At 36.9% G+C, this 16662-nt stretch carries 13 protein-coding genes and 1 pseudogene; 7 read left to right on the top strand and 7 right to left on the bottom strand.

The window, feature by feature from the left end; all coding sequences use genetic code 11:
• Window positions 1-49: 49 nt before the first annotated feature.
• Both CWATDRAFT_RS11800 and CWATDRAFT_RS11805 read right to left on the bottom strand, forming a co-directional pair.
• The gene (locus tag CWATDRAFT_RS11800) at window positions 50-1201 is read right to left on the bottom strand and encodes a helix-turn-helix transcriptional regulator (protein WP_232287081.1); all 1152 of its coding nucleotides are present in this window, start codon (window positions 1199-1201) and stop codon (window positions 50-52) included.
• A gap of 275 nt (window positions 1202-1476) precedes the next feature.
• Window positions 1477-1839 carry a hypothetical protein gene (locus CWATDRAFT_RS11805; RefSeq protein WP_042711462.1) on the bottom strand — a complete coding sequence of 121 codons (363 nt, stop codon included), beginning with the start codon at window positions 1837-1839 and terminating at the stop codon, window positions 1477-1479.
• Window positions 1840-2711: 872 nt separating this feature from the next.
• Between CWATDRAFT_RS11805 and CWATDRAFT_RS11815 the strand changes: the two genes are divergently transcribed.
• Window positions 2712-3275: a Uma2 family endonuclease gene (locus CWATDRAFT_RS11815; protein WP_007305214.1), complete on the top strand. Its 564-nt coding sequence runs from the start codon at window positions 2712-2714 to the stop codon at window positions 3273-3275.
• 21 nt (window positions 3276-3296) lie between these two features.
• On the opposite strand, the gene CWATDRAFT_RS11820 is transcribed toward CWATDRAFT_RS11815, so the two are convergent.
• Window positions 3297-3689: a DUF309 domain-containing protein gene (locus CWATDRAFT_RS11820; RefSeq protein ID WP_007305261.1), complete on the bottom strand. Its 393-nt coding sequence runs from the start codon at window positions 3687-3689 to the stop codon at window positions 3297-3299.
• Window positions 3690-3694: 5 nt separating this feature from the next.
• Window positions 3695-4066 carry a ferredoxin-thioredoxin reductase catalytic domain-containing protein gene (locus CWATDRAFT_RS11825; RefSeq protein WP_007305260.1) on the bottom strand — a complete coding sequence of 124 codons (372 nt, stop codon included), beginning with the start codon at window positions 4064-4066 and terminating at the stop codon, window positions 3695-3697.
• A gap of 294 nt (window positions 4067-4360) precedes the next feature.
• Between CWATDRAFT_RS11825 and ribBA the strand changes: the two genes are divergently transcribed.
• From ribBA to CWATDRAFT_RS33500, 3 genes and pseudogenes are all read left to right on the top strand, one after another.
• Window positions 4361-6052 (top strand): bifunctional 3,4-dihydroxy-2-butanone-4-phosphate synthase/GTP cyclohydrolase II, encoded by a 1692-nt coding sequence (gene ribBA, locus CWATDRAFT_RS11830; RefSeq protein ID WP_007305215.1) that lies wholly within the window; start codon window positions 4361-4363, stop codon window positions 6050-6052.
• Between the two features lie 284 nt (window positions 6053-6336).
• Window positions 6337-7431 carry a metallophosphoesterase family protein gene (locus CWATDRAFT_RS11835; protein ID WP_007305216.1) on the top strand — a complete coding sequence of 365 codons (1095 nt, stop codon included), beginning with the start codon at window positions 6337-6339 and terminating at the stop codon, window positions 7429-7431.
• A 182-nt stretch (window positions 7432-7613) separates the two neighbouring features.
• Window positions 7614-9140: pseudogene (locus tag CWATDRAFT_RS33500) on the top strand (IS5-like element ISCwa2 family transposase).
• Between the two features lie 470 nt (window positions 9141-9610).
• Here the strand turns inward: CWATDRAFT_RS33500 and CWATDRAFT_RS11850 are convergent.
• The gene (locus tag CWATDRAFT_RS11850; protein WP_007305259.1) at window positions 9611-11632 is read right to left on the bottom strand and encodes an iron uptake porin; all 2022 of its coding nucleotides are present in this window, start codon (window positions 11630-11632) and stop codon (window positions 9611-9613) included.
• A 283-nt stretch (window positions 11633-11915) separates the two neighbouring features.
• Between CWATDRAFT_RS11850 and CWATDRAFT_RS11855 the strand changes: the two genes are divergently transcribed.
• From CWATDRAFT_RS11855 to CWATDRAFT_RS11865, 3 genes are all read left to right on the top strand, one after another.
• Window positions 11916-13181, top strand: a complete 1266-nt coding sequence (locus CWATDRAFT_RS11855) for a bifunctional folylpolyglutamate synthase/dihydrofolate synthase (RefSeq protein ID WP_007305219.1) — start codon at window positions 11916-11918, stop codon at window positions 13179-13181.
• Between the two features lie 46 nt (window positions 13182-13227).
• Entirely contained in the window at window positions 13228-13971 is a 744-nt protein-coding gene (locus tag CWATDRAFT_RS11860; protein ID WP_007305220.1) for a cytochrome c biogenesis protein CcdA, read from the top strand.
• A gap of 160 nt (window positions 13972-14131) precedes the next feature.
• A complete protein-coding gene (locus CWATDRAFT_RS11865; protein WP_007305221.1) occupies window positions 14132-15487 on the top strand; it encodes a cytochrome c biogenesis protein in 1356 nt (451 codons plus the stop codon).
• On the opposite strand, the gene CWATDRAFT_RS11870 is transcribed toward CWATDRAFT_RS11865, so the two are convergent.
• Together CWATDRAFT_RS11870 and CWATDRAFT_RS11875 are read right to left on the bottom strand one after the other, a co-directional pair.
• Complete coding sequence (locus CWATDRAFT_RS11870) at window positions 15484-15993, bottom strand: outer membrane protein assembly factor BamD (RefSeq protein ID WP_007305258.1); 510 nt, start codon at window positions 15991-15993, stop codon at window positions 15484-15486. The genes CWATDRAFT_RS11865 and CWATDRAFT_RS11870 overlap by 4 nt on opposite strands.
• Before the next feature lie 20 nt (window positions 15994-16013).
• A complete protein-coding gene (locus CWATDRAFT_RS11875) occupies window positions 16014-16619 on the bottom strand; it encodes an esterase/lipase family protein (RefSeq protein WP_007305257.1) in 606 nt (201 codons plus the stop codon).
• Between the last annotated feature and the right edge of the window lie 43 nt (window positions 16620-16662).

Here is a 16662-nt window from a genome sequence, read left to right on the forward strand (position 1 = left end):
AACTACAAGATCCAAATATTTTAGGTTATTGTTATCCATTTAAGATATACTATTTTTTGCTCTTTATCGAATCTTCGTACATATTAGTCTGTTTAGAAAAAACTTCTGAAAGTTTCAATTTTACAGTACCATCAACGTAGTCGAACAATTCGCTAGGTTTACAATCTAACCTTAGAGCTAATCTGAAATATTTTATTAATATTTCTAGTTCTTTATTATCTTCCCACTTTTTAATTTCTTCAGGTTCTACTCCTACTAATAATGCTAGTTGATCCACATTCAAAGTTGTATTTTCTTCTCTAAAATATCTAATTCTAGAGCGAATTTTATTTTTATCTAATAGTTTATTTAGTTTTAGTTGCTTAGGGGAATCATAATCAATCTTTATTAAGTCATCTATTTTACACTTTAAATACTTAGCCAGTTTGTAAAATGGGAGGAGTTCTTTACATCCTTTTCCTGCTTCCCATGCTTTAATTTGGTCGGGATTTGTTTTCAATAATAAAGCTAATTGATCTTGAGAATATCCTTTTTTCTCTCTCAAAATTTGAAGCTTAGTTTTCAGCAGGTTTCGTTTTACGATTTCTAAATTATGATTAATTCTCTCAATAATCTTTTCTTTATAATCTGAATTTTCTATTTTCTTATAAATTTCTAAAGCTTCATCTAATGCTTTTCTCGACAATTCTATTTGTTTCTTCTCATACAAAACCTCTGCGAACTCTTCCCAAGACTTAGCAGCAAATTTAAGATTATGCTTATAATGTTCTTCTACCTTTTCTTGTAACTTAAAAGCTTCTTCATAATCCTCTTTTTCAATCTCTTCTTTAATTTGTATTTCAAGCTCTAATCCATTGACAAAACTATTTGTTTTTTCAGCATAATTCTTATCTTCAAAAATATCGATCTCAGTGCTATCTAAAACAACTTTGTTATCAATCACTTGTAAAATATAAGTACCTTCCTCACAATCATTAGGAATTTCTAAAGTAGCAGCCTCATTAGAAGAATTTATCTCCAGGGTAATCAATGTTTTTCCTGTTTCAGCAACAAGTTCAACAATTAACTTATGATCAGATGAAAATTGCCCATCTCTGTTTAAATAAATGGTTAAAATATCTCCAGGTATGGGAACAGGAGGCTCATAGGTTAGAGATATGGAGAGATATACTGAGTTAGTTAAATGATTTACTTCTATCATAATGAGTTCCATGCGTTTATTAATTCATTATACACTTGCTCATTCTGACAGATCCCCATATGATCCCCAGGAGGAGTATTTATCAAGATTCGTGTATCTTCTTGAGAATAAGCGATCGCACTATTAACTGTCACCGTACCATCTCCCAAAATAAAACTAGGAATCGGCCTTTTGATTTTACCATTAAATGGATCAACAATATAGTGAGTGATCGTCGGTTTTTGATTAGAATAAACGCATTTTATATTAATATTAAGCTTTGCGGATTGAGCTAATTATTTATGAACATCAATAGCAGCATCAATATATTTATGAATATCCTGATTCCAAAGTCCTTTATCTAGGGGAGAATATTGTCTTCCACCCTCATCATGAAGTGCAATTATTTCAGGATGAGGAAGCAATTGATACAAAGAATAACATCGTTCAATAGCTTTTTGTAAATCTCCCATGGTTTCTGATTTTTGAAACCATTGCCGTACTCTATCAAAAATAGGATCAAGTTGAGGATAACGTTTAATACCAAAATAGGCTTTTGCAGATCCTTTAATGGGACTAGCAATTTGAAAAAATAAATCAGTTTTTTCGGCTATCTCTGGGTTATTCAATAGCATTAAACGAATAATAATTCCGGACACAAGCTTTGGACGCAAGTAATAACGCCCAATGCGTACGAATATTGTGTACTCCCTTCGCATCCGTTTGTGTGTGCGTTCACTNAAAAGTTAATCANAGCGTGACCTAGGNTCTTCACTTCAGCTCGGTATGTCTTCGGCAGTGATCTCCGCATAACGCCATAGTTTATATAGACTTCAACTGGGAACAAGAAGNTTTGGGTTCACGTATCAAGATTACAAGTTTCAATCCTTTTTGTCTTATGAGATACTTCAAGTCCAATTAAAAGATTTGATATCAACTAATACACTCGGACTTATACTGGGTAAGTAGGGAAGTTAGAACTAAGTGCATTATATTTTCAAAATAAGGAATAACTACACCAGCTTTAATATCATTTGGATTTATGGGATTAAGATATTGAGGATGTAGATGAAATAGACGTACATTTTCCTGAAAATCCTTACCCCAGATTTGTTCTGTTTGTGTCGTTCCAAAAGCTGTCTTGCGATCTAGAAATAAACTTGACCCCATAATACCAGGAACAAAAAAAACAAGCCTAGATGAGTCAGTAGAAGATGTAGTGACCAAAAAAACCCCCTTAGTAAATTTTTGAGAAAATTACCCTAATTGTTATTGAATTATTATTTTACAGTATTAGAGGGTACGTTAGGCTAAAATAAGCTTTAAAAAGAGCAGCAGAAAATCATGATCAACCTTAAATATTTTCTTTAGATGTAGCACTTTTTTTGCTACAAAATGCGGTGGGGGATACCCCTTGAAAAATGAGCAAAAATTTGTTATTATGAATTTGATAAGTATAATCGTAAAGCCATACTCAAATTCATAATCAAGTCTAAGATGGCAATATTCTCCAAAAAATTATTAAGTAGGCATGGTACAGATATCATCTAAAACTTTAACATTAGGGGAGCTTTTAGAGTTACCAGAGACAAAACCCATAAGAGAATATATTGACGGGAAAATTATTGAAAAACCCATGCCACAAGGAAAACATAGTGCTATTCAGGGGGAATTGGTAGCCACCATTAATCATAGCATGAGGTCAAAACGCATTGCTCGTGCCTTCCCTGAATTACGGTGTAATTTTGGTGATCGCTCTATTGTTTTTGATATTGTCGTCTTTACCTGGGAACGAATTACCCGAGATGAAAAAGGGGAAATTGCTAATATATTCACCCTAGCACCACACTGGACAATAGAGATATTATCCCCTGGTCAAAGTCAAACAAAAGTCACTAAAAATATTTTACATTGTCTCAAGCATGGCACAGAAATGGGTTGGTTGATTGATCCTGATGAACAAACTATCTTTGTTTATCGTCCTCAACAAGAAGTTGAAGTCTATGATCAGTTAGATTTGTTGCTAAGTGTGCCATCTTTTGCTCAGGAATTACATCTTACTGTTCAGGATATCTTCACTTGCTTGATAGAATAATTTTGTTAAAGACATAAAAATTCATACCCTAACAATGTAGGGAAACTGACAAGGGGAATCATCAGAAGACTCTTGCAAAGTTTGAGCAACCTCAGCTACATTATCAGGATCACTTTCCTGAAGATATTTCAACAAAGTTTTACTATCTTCTAACAATTGAGAGACATTAACCGTCTCATAGTCAGGTTGATAGTCACGGAGTCGTCTTACCCCTTCCCCTAACAAAATAACCGCACCACGCCAATTATGATTAGTGAGATGATAACAACCCACTGCCACCTGTAAAATACCCTGATAAAAACGTTTATCCGACTCTGGTGAATCGATCCAAATCGCTTCTAAGGTATCGTGACAAGCATAAAAGTCCCGTTGATTAAATTGCTCAATCCCTTGCAAAAATTCTTCTGATATCATAACTTTTACTTGCCTGACATATTTTCTCTAACTTCTTTAATGAAGTCTAGATCAATTTCTTGTTGCTCCCCAGCAAAATCGTTATCTGAAGTAATAAACAACATACAATGACATTCTTTGCGTTCTCGCATGGGGACACAAGGACAATTCCAATAAGTGTTCTTAACTTCTGCTTGTTTATCTTCGTAATGACGACAAGGACACAACGGCGCACCAAGTTCTTCTTTATGTCTAGCAAGTCCTTCGATCACCACTGCTGTCACAGAGGGTTCGCTACAAAAGTATGTACCTGTTCGTTTTGCGTACTGTTCAGCAAAATTTTTCATTGCTTCTAGCACTTTATCATTTTGAGTCTTATCAGTGTTTATGGTAGCCATAGATATTTAAGGATGGATCGTTAGATCGTTATAGTTGATATAATATTGTGACATATTGTTTGTCATTTGCGAACATTCTGGCTCTTTTTTTCTCCAGTTCAGGAGGTTTTTTTCAACAGAATTAATTAATTATGTCCCTTACTTTATCTCTATATTTCCGTATAATTAACATACAAATTTTCACTAATACACTTTAGCTATTAAACCTATTAATAATATATAAATACTGTTCATATTATTATTATTCGCTACAATCTAGAATAGGAAAACTTACGCTCATTAAAATCATTACTTGTGGACGCGATACAAACCATAATCCCTCAATTTGACTCCATTGACGCTGCTTTAGCCGACATTAAAGCAGGCCGTGCAATCATTGTCGTAGATGACGAAAACCGTGAAAACGAAGGTGACATAATCTGCGCCGCTCAATTTGCCACCACTAACCTGATTAATTTCATGGCAGTAGAAGCGCGGGGACTGATATGTTTAGCCATGAATGGAAAACGGTTAGACGAGTTAGACCTGCCCTTGATGGTAACCAAAAATACCGATAGTAATCAAACCGCTTTCACCGTCAGTATCGATGCGTCTCCCCATCTCGGAGTATCCACTGGTATCTCCGCAGAAGATCGGGCCCGCACCATCCAAGTCGCTATCAATCCTAACACCCAACCAGAGGATCTAACCCGTCCCGGCCATGTTTTCCCCCTGCGGGCTAAAGCAGGAGGAGTTCTCAAACGTGCTGGCCACACAGAAGCTGCTGTGGACTTAGCCAGACTCGCTGGACTTTACCCCGCAGGAGTGATCTGTGAGATCCAAAACCCCGATGGTTCCATGGCCAGACTACCGGAACTGCTTGAATACGCAAAAAAACACAACCTGAAACTAATAACTATTGCCGATCTCATTAGTTATCGTCTGCGACACGATCGCTTTGTTTATCGAGAAACCGTCTGTCAGTTACCAAGTCAGTTTGGCACATTTCAACTCTACGCTTATCGTAACGTTTTAGACGAAACAGAACACGTAGCCATTGTTAAAGGTGATCCCAGTGAGTTTAAAGATCATCCTGTAATGGTACGAGTGCATTCAGAATGTTTAACAGGGGATGGTTTAGGGTCCCTCAGATGTGACTGTCGAATGCAGCTACAAACCGCCTTACAAATGATAGAAAAAGAAGGATCGGGGGTTGTAGTGTATCTAAGACAAGAAGGACGGGGAATAGGGTTAATTAATAAGTTAAAAGCCTATTCTTTGCAAGATATGGGACTAGATACCGTAGAAGCTAACGAAAAATTAGGGTTTCCTGCGGACTTAAGAGACTACGGAATGGGTGCGCAAATTTTGAATGATTTAGGGGTAAAAAAAATCAAATTAGTTACCAATAACCCCCGAAAAATTGCTGGTTTAAAAGGCTATGGTTTAGAGGTAGTAGAACGGGTTCCCTTGTTAATTGAACCCAATACTTATAACTCCAGTTATTTATCCACAAAAGCCCAAAAGTTGGGACATTTATTCCTGCGAACCTTTTTAATAACCATTGCTATTGACTGGGAAGAGACACCAGTAACAATTACGGAAAGATACGAAAAGTTGCAACAAGTACGAGAACTTAGTCGGTCTATGCAATTATTATTACAAGAAGAAGCAAGACCCGTGGCGATCGCCTTATTTGAACAACCTTCTTTAATCTTTCATCTCGGGTTTGAACAAGTTAAAATGGTGGATGATAATTGGCATAGAAACCAGAACCATCCCTACGGACAAGCTATCATTAGTATTCTGGATAACTTAGCCGCTTGGGATAATATCAAACGCCTAGAATTTTTAATTTCTTCAGGAGATGATCCCATGTCAGGATTGCAAGGTCAATTAAAGCGTTATCCCTTTTCTTTAGATACAAAACCCTCTCAATGTACCCTTCCTTGGAAAAGACAAACTATTTATAGTTTTAGCGACGAGCAGTGGGCAATTACCGCTTAATCTAATCTTTTTACACATAGTTACATTTATCTTCTGATTACTGTGTTTGAAAACTAAGTCAAACAGAGTATTTATTAGGAGGAGACACTTATTGAATAGCTGATATTTCGGCTCTTTGTTCTTTCGGTTATCATGATTTACGTATTAATGAACATTGGGAAAAAATCTATCCTTATGTTCAATCTTGGTTCACAAAATTGCATACTATTGACTCAGTACAATGAACAATCCCCTCTCAAACACAATAAATTTAATAACTGTTATTGTCTTCAATTGATAATCTAATGCTTTATAATCGTCGTCAATTTTTAATATTTACAGGTGGATTAATTGGAATTGGAGTTACTAAGGTAGGACATCAATTACTAAATAAATCTCAACCTAATTCATCTGAAAATATAATATCTGAAACTCCTGCAACAATCCCAACCAATCAACATATTGCTATTGCTCCAGAAGGATTATTTGCCCCAATTAAAGGAGATGTTAGAATCGTTGTTATTAGCGATTTAAACGGTCCATATGGTTCAACAGATTACGATCCAGAGGTAGATAAAGCCATAGCTTTAACTCCTCAATGGCAACCAGATTTATTATTATGTGGTGGGGACATGGTAGCAGGGCAAAAAAGGTCTCTAACCAAGCAACAAATAGAAGCGATGTGGGCTGCGTTTGATGTTCATGTTTCAGCCCCTTTAAGACAGGCCAATATTCCCCTCGGGTTCACTATTGGTAATCACGACGCTTCTGGTTCTATTAGTGGGGGAAAATATACCTTTGAACAAGAAAGAAATCTTGCTTCTGCCTATTGGAATAACCCCAACCATAACCCAGGATTAAACTTTATTGATAAAGCTAACTTTCCCTTTTATTATAGTTTTCAACAACAAGATATTTTTTACCTAGTTTGGGATGCTTCCACCCATATTATTGACCAAAAACAACTAACTTGGGTAGAAAATAGTTTAAATAGTTCACCAGCAAAACAAGCTAAACTACGCCTAGTTATTGGCCATCTTCCCCTTCATCCTGTTACCGTGGGCAGAAATACTCCAGGGAACTATATGGCAGAAGGAGAAAAACTGCAAAGCATCCTAGAAAAATACGATGTGCATACTTATATTAGTGGACATCATCATGGCTATTATCCAGGAAAAAAAGGTCAACTGGAATTACTCAATAGTGGAGCATTAGGAGGGGGTCCCCGTAAACTCTTAAATAGTAACTTATCTCCCCAAAAAACCCTCACAGTTGTTGATATTTCTCTAGACTCCCAGGAAACTATCTATACAACCTACAATATGAAAACCTTACAATTGATCAATATTCAAACTTTACCTAAATCTATTGATAAAATTATCCGAAAAGATTTATCTTAATCAGGAAAAATACTCAACTAATAAGTATTATCAAAGGATATAATTAGGGTTTGCTGAATAAAAGCAAAACCCTATTCTTTAAAAGGTTACACCCATATTCGCGATCGCAAAAAAGATCAGCTTTGTCGGCTACAAACCGCTATAATTGGTAGAAACACCTCCCAGTTGTTGCTCAAGAACAAATGTATCGAAAAGAGGAGCAACCTTTACCGCCCCCAGAAAAATTTGAATTACCTTTCGAGGGCAAATTGTCCCCCAATAATCGTTGGGTAATCATGGCAGAGTTGATACCTTGGGATGATTTTGAGGAAGAATATGCTAAACTTTTTTCAGCAGAAAAAGGTGCGCCAGCCAAACTATTTAGAATGGCATTAGGGACATTAATTATTAAGGAAAAATTAGGAACAAGTGATAGAGAAACTATAGAACAGATTAGAGAAAATCCCTATCTACAATACTTTATAGGTTTAAATTGTTATCAACAAGAGCCACCACTGGAATCTTCAATGCTACTTCATTTTAGGAAAAGAATTGATGGAGAATTGATAAACAAAATCAATAAAAAAATAGTAAAAAGAGAAATAGACAAGAGTGATAAAGAAGTAAAAAAAAAGGATTGTCTCCAAGAAAAAGGAGAAAAAATAAAAAATAAAGGTAAACTAATTTTAGATGCGACTTGTGCGCCAGCAGACATCAAATACCCAACGGATTTAGGCATATTAAATCAAGCCAGAATTGAGACAGAAAGAATAATAGATAATCTTTATAAACCATTAAGAGTAAAATTGAGAAAAAAGCCGAGAACTTCTAGAAAAATTGCTAGAAAGGAATAATTAAAAGTAGCTAAAAAACGAAAAGTATCTTATCAAGAAAGAAGAAAAGCTATCGGGAAACAGTTAAAATACCTTAAGAAAAATTTAGGAAATATAGAAGACTTAATTCAAGCTGGGGCTTCCCTGGAAAATCTGAGTAAAAGACAGAAAAATTGTCTAGAGACTATCAAAAAAGTTTATGAACAACAGCAGTCAATGTGGGAGAATAAGACCCAGAGTGTTCCTCAAAGAATTGTAAGTTTAACTCAACCGCATATTCGTCCAATAGTGAGGGGAAAAGCAGGAAAACCAATAGAGTTTGGAGCTAAACTCTCAGTAAGCTGTGTAGATAACTATGTGTTTCTAGACAAAATAAGTTGGGAAAACTTCAATGAATCTTGTCATTTAAAAGAACAAGTAGAAAAGTATAAAGAAACGTTTGGCTATTATCCCGAATCCGTCCATGTAGATAAAATTTATCGAACTAGGGAAAACAGAAATTGGTGTAAGGAAAGAGGGATAAAAATCAGTGGTCCGAAGTTAGGAAGACCTCCGAAAAATGTCAGTGAAGAAGAAAAGAAACAAGCCCACTCCGATGAATGCTTCCGTAATGCTATTGAGGGAAAGTTTGGACAAGCTAAACGAAGATTTAGCCTAAATCTCGTGATGACAAAACTCCCTGAAACCTCCATTACATCTATTGCTATTACATTTTTAGTTGTCAATCTTTCTAAACTTCTGAGGCAGTTTTTGTCGCTTTTTTTGTCCTTATTTACTAATAATAGAACAGGGGAACTCATCAAACCGCCTTTCATTAATTTTGATTATACTTTAAACAATTTTTATGTACTAAAACTTATTGATTTGTCAGAAAATTCTTGGTCAAAAGTGGCATAAATTTTGGAGAAACTTTTTCAGCAAACCCTAAATAGATCACTATATTTTGAAATAATCCCTAATGGAGAGATAATTTAATGTCAGAGATTAATTACGATCAAATCTCAAAACAAGAACTTAGACAAGATTTCTTAGAACAATTAGTATATTATAAAATAATCAAAATTAAGCTAATTTAAAAAAATCATGAAACAACAAAAAGACTGCCATCATTGTGAAGGAAAAGGATACATCGAGATCCGAGATTGTACTGGAGATATCCAAAGAGAGGAAACTTGTGTTTTCTGTGGAGGAACTGGTCAAGCTATTCAGGAAAAGGTCCCAATGACTTATAGGGCTGTTTGATTTTTCAGAAGGTTCACAGGCGATCGCTAAAATCTGCACTACTGGTTCAACGATAATACAAAAAACCCTGCACACAGCAGGGTTAACAAATACTTGAGCTTAGATCAAATTAGGGTGATCAGAGTTTAGAAAGAGAAGGTTCCACGAAGGGTTCCAATTACTTCATCGTCAGCACCTTGGATGTTAACAAATTGGTCGGGGTTAGAGATCCAAATAACACCAGGAGTCAGAGAAATGTTATCAGTAAGTTGGTAACGGTAGAAGACTTCTGCAGTGATGGGGTTACGACTAGGAAGGTTAAAGAAACCTTGTCTTTGACCCAAGTAAGGACGTTGACGACCACCATGATAGGGTTGAACCCCTGCAAAGATACCTAAGAGGTTTCCTTCTTTGAAGAGATCGGGGAAGGCGAAACCGCCACCACCAGTCCAAATCTCAGCACTCTTACCACGACCCATGAAACGAACGTTGGTGAATGAACCAAAGGCACTGAAGTTCAACCATTCAGCAACACGCCAGGTTAACTGACCACCATAACTGTTGGTTACTTTACCACCAATGTCAAAGGGGTTAACCTGTAGGGGATCGTTGGAGTTTGTGCCGTTGGTGTTATAAACGTCGGTAGGGGTTCCAGGTTCTCCAACAGAACCAAGAGCAAAGGCGTTGTTTAACTCAGAACGAGAGAAGTTAGCAAACGAGGTTCCCACTTCCCCAGGACCGGTAGGAATACCTTGACCAAAGATGGGTGAATCAGGTTTGTGGTAAGCGTGAACGTAAGTAAACGCAATATTGAATATATCAAAAAGATTACCGTTGATTTGAGCCAAAGCACCGTAGTTACCGTTGAATAAACCGTTACCACCAGCACTTTCACTGTATTCTTGACAAGTTGCCGGGTTAATACCGTTAACTAATCGGGAGTTACCATCGCAGTTACCCTCAAATCCATCTCCACCACCGTTTAAAGAAGGATCGTTAGTAGTACCTGCTAAATAACCGAAGCTAACAGAGGTAGGACCAAGTAAACTTTCCAGGAAACCAAGTTGGAAGCTCATACCAGCACCACCACCACCACCGATGCGGTAGATGGGGTTACGTTGAGCAAATGTACTTAAAGAACCTTTACCACCGTCAAAATCCTCGAAGAAGGGGTTTAAGGTAGGTACGAAGTGGTGCCAACGTCCACCCCAAGGAGCGACGTAGGTGTTGATTCTCCAATCTTCTAACGGCTCAATGGGAGCATAATAACCAACCCAGTCGATGGTTACATCGTTATTCTCTTCGTTACGACGGGGACCAATGTTAAAGGTTTGGGTCGCAGTGGGGTTGATTAAAGTGTTTTCTGCGAAGGCAATACCAATGGGTTGACCAGTGTTGGGGTTGAGAACCCGTAGGTTAGGCTCGTTTAAGGTGAAACGGTCTGTTCCTGTACCTGTACTGGCTGATAAACGGGTAACTAAGAGGTCTTCTCCACTGAAACTGGTGTTGAAGCTCAAACGAATACGGTCTTGAAATACTGCTTGGTTATCTTCAGAAGAACGACTACCACCAGCCGCGGTTACAGCCATGATTACTTCCCCAACCAACTTGGTTGTGGTGGAGAATTGGTGATCTTCTAAGAAAGCAACCCGTCCTTCTAAGTTATCTACACGAGCGCCCAAAGCAGCTAATTCTGCTTCAAATTCCTGCATTAAGCGTTTGAGCTTTTCGATATCTTCCCGAAGTACCGCAACATTTTCTTGGATTAAACGTTCCATTGTATTTAAACAAGCGTTTAAACCTGCGGCGAATTCCCAACGGGAGGTAGCGCGGTTGCCTCGGAAGGTACGGTCGGGATAACCCACAATACAACCGTAACGCTCAACTAGGCTTCTTAATGCTTCATAAGCCCAGTCAGTGGGGGAAACGTCCCGTAGCTCACTGACGCTGGTAACCTGCTCGTTGGCGTTGTTAGAGAGACCCTCTTGGCTGTAATTTTCAAGCTTTTCTAATAATTCATCCTGTGCCTGGGCAATTTCTAAGCCTTGGGTGGCACTTTCACTAAACAAGGATGATGGGGCATTTTCAGCATTTGCAGAATTGGCCGCAAGAGCCATCCCCAGAACTGCTGGACTAACCAGCATGGTTTTCCATAACGATTTTAGCATTTTCAGCTTTCCTCACACCATATAGATTGACTACAGAGTTCATAGCCTCACTCACCACCCCATTATACACAGCTTTTTTGGATTGGTTCACAGATAAGTTGAAATTTTATTAGAAAAGGTACTTAATAAATTTTTCTAATAGTTTATTCTAAAACAGTCCTGCTCCTCACCTTCCATGCTGGTATATTTAACTAGGGTTGTGTGTAGTGTAGCGTTTATTTTTGTCCATTGACCACTCTATGTTAGAAAATTAGGAAATATTTAATCTTTAGCTAGGTAACGAATGAGTATTACTTCTCTCCTACAAAGCTTTCAGCGTTTTGGTGTTCACTTAGGGTTAGATCGGATTAAAACTTTACTAGCTCAATTAGATAATCCTCATCAACATATTCCCATTATTCATGTTGGGGGGACAAATGGGAAGGGTTCCGTTTGTGCCTATTTATCCTCTATTTTAACGGAAGCTGGTTATAGAGTAGGACGTTATACATCTCCCCATTTAATTGATTGGACAGAAAGAATTTGTATTAATAATCAACCTATTGCAGAATCTGAACTAGAAACTATTTTAATTAAGATTAAAAACTCCATTAATACGACTCAAGATATTCCCACACAATTTGAAATTATTACGGCAGCAGCTTGGGTTTATTTTTATCAGCAAAAAGTGGATATTGCTGTCATAGAAGTGGGTTTAGGGGGTCGTTTGGATGCCACTAATGTTTGCCATCGCCCTTTAGCTACAGTGATTACTTCTCTTAGTAGAGAACATTGGCAACAGTTGGGACCAACTATTACAGATATTGCCGGAGAGAAAGCAGGTATTTTTAAGTCAGGATGTACTGTAATTATGGGTCAAGTTCCTGACGAAGTCAAACCAGTTTTTCAGTCTCATATTGATGCTTTAAATTCTCCCTGTACTTGGATTGAACCTGCTACTTTAATAGATGAAAATTTGGTTGTATATGAAAACATTAAATATTCTTTGCCCTTATTAGGAAAAATGCAGTTAAACAATTCTGCTTTAGCTATAGAAGCCATAAAAATTTTACAACAACAAGGGTGGAATATTACCAAAAAACATATTCAGCAAGGAATTAAAAAAACTCAATGGTTGGGAAGAATACAATGGATTAAATGGCACAATCATTCTATTTTAATCGATGGTGCGCATAATCCTGCGGCTGCGAAAATGTTACGCAATTACGTTGATACCTTAGATAAATCTGTTATTTGGATTATGGGAATGTTATCCACCAAAGAACACGATAAAGTTTTTCAAGAATTACTAAGAGCCAAGGATAGTTTATATTTAGTTCCTGTTCCTGACCATAGTACAGCCAAGCCTGATTATTTAGCAATATTAGCAAAACAAATATGTCCCCAGTTAACAAGAATTAAACCAGAAAAAAACATTTTTTCTGCTCTAGAAAAAGCCACAAATGAACAAAATTCTCAGCAAGTAATTGTTATAGCAGGTTCTTTATACCTGATTGGGCATTTTTTAGGTAATCTCCGCTCAGATAGCAGCAAAGGTCACAATAATTAAGTTATAATGAGAGAATAACTAACTCTACCATCACACCCTCTTATTTATGCTTGATTCCTTACAAACTGAAATTTATCACCTTCAACAATTTGCTAATCGCTTAGTTTCTTTACAGCTTGATCACCTGGGATTTGTTAGTATTGCTATCATATTCTTAGCAGGACTATTAACCAGTTTAACCCCTTGTATGCTCTCTATGTTACCCATTACCATCGCTTATATTGGAGGGTATGAGTCTCAAGGAAAGTTACAGGGAATGCGTCAATCTGCTTGGTTTTCTTTGGGGTTAGCTACTACTTTAGCCGGGTTAGGAATTCTAGCAGCATCATTAGGAAAAGTTTATGGACAAATTGGTGTGGGATTACCCATTGTTGTGAGTATTATCGCAATTTTAATGGGGTTAAATCTTTTGGAAGTTATTTCCTTTCAATTTCCCTCTTTAGGAGAAACAAATTGGATTACTGAGGAGCTTCCTCCGGCAGTTCGTTCCTACTCTCTGGGGTTAACTTTTGGGTTAGTTGCCTCTCCTTGCAGTACCCCAGTTTTAGCAACATTATTAGCTTGGGTTGCCACTAAACAAGACTTAATTTTAGGAGGTGTATTATTATTAGCTTACACCGTGGGTTATGTCCTGCCTTTAATCTTAGCAGGAACCTTTACAGCAACCCTGAAAAAGTTGTTAGAATTACGTCGTTGGTCCAGTTGGATTAATCCTGTAAGTGGAGTTTCTTTAATCGTATTCGGGATGTTTTCCTTGTTATCTCGCTTACCATTAAATAACTTCTCCTAAAATTATCATGTTAAAGGGTTTAAACCAGTTAAATTATCTTCCCCAAACTTAGATAATAATTTCTTCCTCCAATCATATCTTGATAGAGGAAATAAATATAATAAACCTAGCAAATAATGGAGCTATTGGTTTATAATTGAAGTAAGAATTGTTGTGAAATATGACTATATCTGATTCTCCTCAAACCACAGAAAATCTGTCTTCACTAAAACAAGCGTGGCGACAACTTATCAAAACAGTCGCGGATCTTCGCTTAGCCATTGTTTTACTATTAGCGATCGCCGTATTTAGTATTAGCGGAACTGTTATCGAACAGGGAGAAAGCATCCCTTTTTACCAAGAAAACTATCCAGAAGATCCGGCCTTATTTGGCTTTTTAACCTGGAAAGTTATCTTAATATTAGGACTCAACCATGTTTATACAACCTGGTGGTTCTTATCGATCTTAGTTCTTTTCGGCACTAGCCTAACAGCTTGTACCTTGACCCGTCAATTTCCGGCACTAAAAGCAGCAAGAAAGTGGAAATTTTACCAGAAACCCCGACAGTTTCAAAAGTTAGCTTTAAGTACACAATTAAACGTTGATAATCTCGCTTCGGTTAACGAGACTTTACAACAAAAAGGCTATAAAACCTTTCAAGAAAATCAATCTATTTATGCCAGAAAAGGCATTATCGGCAGAATAGGCCCCATTGTAGTTCATGCTGCTATGTTAATCATCTTGGGGGGTGCTATTTGGGGGGCATTAACAGGATTTTTAGCCCAAGCGATGGTTCCCGGTGGTTCTGAGTTTAAGGTTAATAATATTATCGAAGCAGGTCCCTTATCTCAACCGCAAATACCGCAAAATTGGGGAATTCGGGTGAACCGTTTTTGGATTGACTATACCCCAGACGGAACAATTGATCAGTTTTATTCTGACCTTTCCGTGATTAATAACGATGGGGAAGAATTAAAGCATAAAAAAATATATGTTAATGAACCTTTACGTTATGGTGGGGTTACTTTTTATCAAACTGATTGGGGAATTGCGGCTGTTCAAGCGCAGGTTAATAATAGTCCTATTTTTCAATTACCTATGGCTCCTTTAAATACTAATGGAAACGGGAGAATTTGGGGGACTTGGATACCCACAAAAACCGATCTAAGCGAAGGAGTTTCTTTGTTAGCCAAAGACTTACAAGGAACCATGATGGTTTACGATCAACAAGGGGATCTTTACAGTGCAGTTAGACCTGGAATGATCTTAGATATCAATGGGGTAAAACTAAAAATTCATCAATTAATTGGTAGTACAGGGTTACAAATTAAAGCAGATCCTGGTATTCCTTTTGTTTATGCTGGTTTTGGTTTATTGATGATGGGTGTGATTATGAGTTATGTTTCTCATTCCCAAATTTGGGTATTACAGGAAGATGAACGTTGTTATCTTGGAGGAAAAACCAACCGCTCACAAGTCACTTTTGAACGGGAATTATTAGGGATTATCGACTCATTGGAAACAACAAAAAGTTAACTTAACCAAATTAACCCACCAATGATGACAACAAATAATCCTAAAGCTAAGCCAATAAACCCGTTATCTTTGGTGTCCATTTGAGTAGTATCTTCTAGGTTCAGAGATGGTTTTTCCAAGGGTTTAGTAACAGGTTTCGCTTGGATATAACGGGGGGTTGGGTTATCTTCTGTGTTAGTAGTTGTAGGAATTTTTGTCATCCATTCTTCAGGACGTTTTAATTGAGGGGCTTTGAGAATATATAATATACGTTGACTTTGTTGACGAATAGCTAAGTTAGGGTGAGCGGTTAACTCTTGACAAAGGGCGATGGCATCCTCTAACTTATTAATTCCTTGATAAGCAGTCACTAAAGAAAGTTGAACTTCTCCTCCTAATTTTGAAGATGGGTTAACCAATGATTTAGCTTCTTCGAGGGTTTTGACGCTACTACGATATTGTCCTCTGTCTAATAATGCTTGTCCTTCTTGATATTTTAGTTGAAATTGTTCTAACTTAGAATCCATGTTTTAATAATTTTACTTTTTCATATTTTAACAGGTTTAGAGAGGGAGTCAGAGACAGTTTTTAGTAGTTGGTGATGTCTCACCATTTGTTCATGAATTAAAACAGGTAATTTAATCTCTTCTCCTATCCCCATTTTAGAACTAGATGGCGGAAAAATCATCAAATCAAAAGGAGTCCAAATCACGGTGACATCAATCTGATTTAAAGTTGTTTCTATATCCTTGTTTAAGTCCTGTAAAAATTGACTGTTGGGACGCATTTGTTTAATCCCTGGATTAGGTAATACATAAGCAGTCATTGTTCCATTATTAGGGGCAGAAATATTGATGTAACGTTGAACTTTTTTAATTCCCCCAAGACGTTGTAAATAATAGCGAGTTACCAATCCACCCATACTAAAACCAACTAAATCAATGGGTTGTTTAGGGAAAAAATTGTTATTAACATAATTGTCAACTTGTTGAGCTAATTGTTCAAGATGACCATTCCCATTATTCGGGTTAAGAGACAAACGATGAACCTCCCAACCTAAATTAGTAAGATATTTGGTCATTCTGTTAAATTTAGCAGATGTGTTATAAATTCCGTGAATTAATAGAACTGGATTTCGGTTATTGTGATTCATAAATAGGGTTACTCATAGAGGATATTTGTCATATAGTTTAAAT

It is taken from the genome of Crocosphaera watsonii WH 8501, assembly GCF_000167195.1.
Taxonomy (GTDB): Bacteria; Cyanobacteriota; Cyanobacteriia; order Cyanobacteriales; family Microcystaceae; genus Crocosphaera; species Crocosphaera watsonii.

What these genes read in the sequence shown, in the direction of transcription:
- CWATDRAFT_RS11800 (WP_232287081.1), bottom strand. Translation starts at nt 1,201, where the DNA reads ATGATAGAAGTAAATCATTTAACTAACTCAGTATATCTCTCCATATCT.
- CWATDRAFT_RS11815 (WP_007305214.1), top strand. Translation starts at nt 2,712, where the DNA reads ATGGTACAGATATCATCTAAAACTTTAACATTAGGGGAGCTTTTAGAG.
- CWATDRAFT_RS11820 (WP_007305261.1), bottom strand. Translation starts at nt 3,689, where the DNA reads ATGATATCAGAAGAATTTTTGCAAGGGATTGAGCAATTTAATCAACGG.
- CWATDRAFT_RS11825 (WP_007305260.1), bottom strand. Translation starts at nt 4,066, where the DNA reads ATGGCTACCATAAACACTGATAAGACTCAAAATGATAAAGTGCTAGAA.
- CWATDRAFT_RS11835 (WP_007305216.1), top strand. Translation starts at nt 6,337, where the DNA reads ATGCTTTATAATCGTCGTCAATTTTTAATATTTACAGGTGGATTAATT.
- CWATDRAFT_RS11850 (WP_007305259.1), bottom strand. Translation starts at nt 11,632, where the DNA reads ATGCTAAAATCGTTATGGAAAACCATGCTGGTTAGTCCAGCAGTTCTG.
- CWATDRAFT_RS11855 (WP_007305219.1), top strand. Translation starts at nt 11,916, where the DNA reads ATGAGTATTACTTCTCTCCTACAAAGCTTTCAGCGTTTTGGTGTTCAC.
- CWATDRAFT_RS11860 (WP_007305220.1), top strand. Translation starts at nt 13,228, where the DNA reads ATGCTTGATTCCTTACAAACTGAAATTTATCACCTTCAACAATTTGCT.
- CWATDRAFT_RS11865 (WP_007305221.1), top strand. Translation starts at nt 14,132, where the DNA reads ATGACTATATCTGATTCTCCTCAAACCACAGAAAATCTGTCTTCACTA.
- CWATDRAFT_RS11870 (WP_007305258.1), bottom strand. Translation starts at nt 15,993, where the DNA reads ATGGATTCTAAGTTAGAACAATTTCAACTAAAATATCAAGAAGGACAA.
- CWATDRAFT_RS11875 (WP_007305257.1), bottom strand. Translation starts at nt 16,619, where the DNA reads ATGAATCACAATAACCGAAATCCAGTTCTATTAATTCACGGAATTTAT.